The 904-nt window shown below is 37.8% G+C and carries 1 protein-coding gene and 2 pseudogenes; 2 read left to right on the top strand and 1 reads right to left on the bottom strand.

Annotated elements, in window-relative coordinates; all coding sequences use genetic code 11:
* A partial coding sequence (locus tag DDE80_RS14465; protein WP_201261524.1) for a transposase occupies positions 1-166 on the bottom strand: 166 nt, incomplete at its 3' end.
* A gap of 139 nt (positions 167-305) precedes the next feature.
* On the opposite strand from DDE80_RS14465, the pseudogene DDE80_RS14470 reads away from it, so the two are divergent.
* Both DDE80_RS14470 and DDE80_RS15835 read left to right on the top strand, forming a co-directional pair.
* Positions 306-737: pseudogene (locus DDE80_RS14470) on the top strand (DMT family transporter); the annotation flags it as partial.
* A 47-nt stretch (positions 738-784) separates the two neighbouring features.
* A pseudogene (locus DDE80_RS15835) lies at positions 785-904 on the top strand (IS5-like element ISLpl3 family transposase); the annotation flags it as partial.

A 904-nucleotide genomic window follows, 5' to 3' on the forward strand; every position in this document is an offset into this window, starting at 1 on the left:
GATTCCATTCCACTAAAGAAATGTTGTATTTACTTCCAATCTTAATGAACATTTCTTTTGCAAAATCAGATAATTCATTGTCAAAAACTTGTATCCGATATTTCACAACCAGTACAAGATGATAATGCATTAAGAATACTGAATGATTATTACTATCTAATTTCATTGTGATATCAATCCTTTGTTACATCTAAGACTGATTATATTATAAGCTTTGGCTAAAGCCAACCGAAATTCATCTCCCGCCTACTCATTGGTGCTATTCGCACCTTCTCATTCCTTGAGGATGGGAGACTTCTTTGGGAAAGACGTTAAATTATACATCTGTGGCTAGCTCAACTGTACTCGTAACCTTGCAACCTTTATTCGCTTTTGTCGGTACCTATTTGTTCTTTAAAGAATCGATTTCCTTAAAAACAATTCTATCGGGTACAATAGCCATTATAGGAAGTGTGTTAATAGGTTGGGGAGATTTTCAAGTAAGTGGCACGGCCCTGTATGGTGATGCATTAGCATTGATTGCTTGTGCCCTCATAACAATTTATTTATTATTTGGTCAAGACGTTAGGAAGCGGCTGTCATTAGTAACGTATACGATGGTCGTCTATGTTGCGAGTACAATAGCTTTGTTTTTTTATGTAATAGCCAAAGGAGAGTCATTTGGTCCTTACCCTATGATGGAGTGGTTATGGTTTCTTTTGCTAGCTATTATTCCTAGGTTCTGTCTAAAAACTATTTCCACCCCACGATACAATGGTGTAAATCAGAAAATGGGGGGGATGAAATGGCGCCAAGTCGTTACGAATTAACAGATGAACAGTGGAAACAAATTGAAGGGTTCTTCCCACCGTACACAACCGGTCGTCCTTCGAAACGAAGTAACCGTGAGATGTTCAATGCGATG

It is taken from the genome of Metalysinibacillus jejuensis (assembly GCF_003057615.1).
Taxonomy (GTDB): domain Bacteria; phylum Bacillota; class Bacilli; order Bacillales_A; family Planococcaceae; genus Metalysinibacillus; species Metalysinibacillus jejuensis.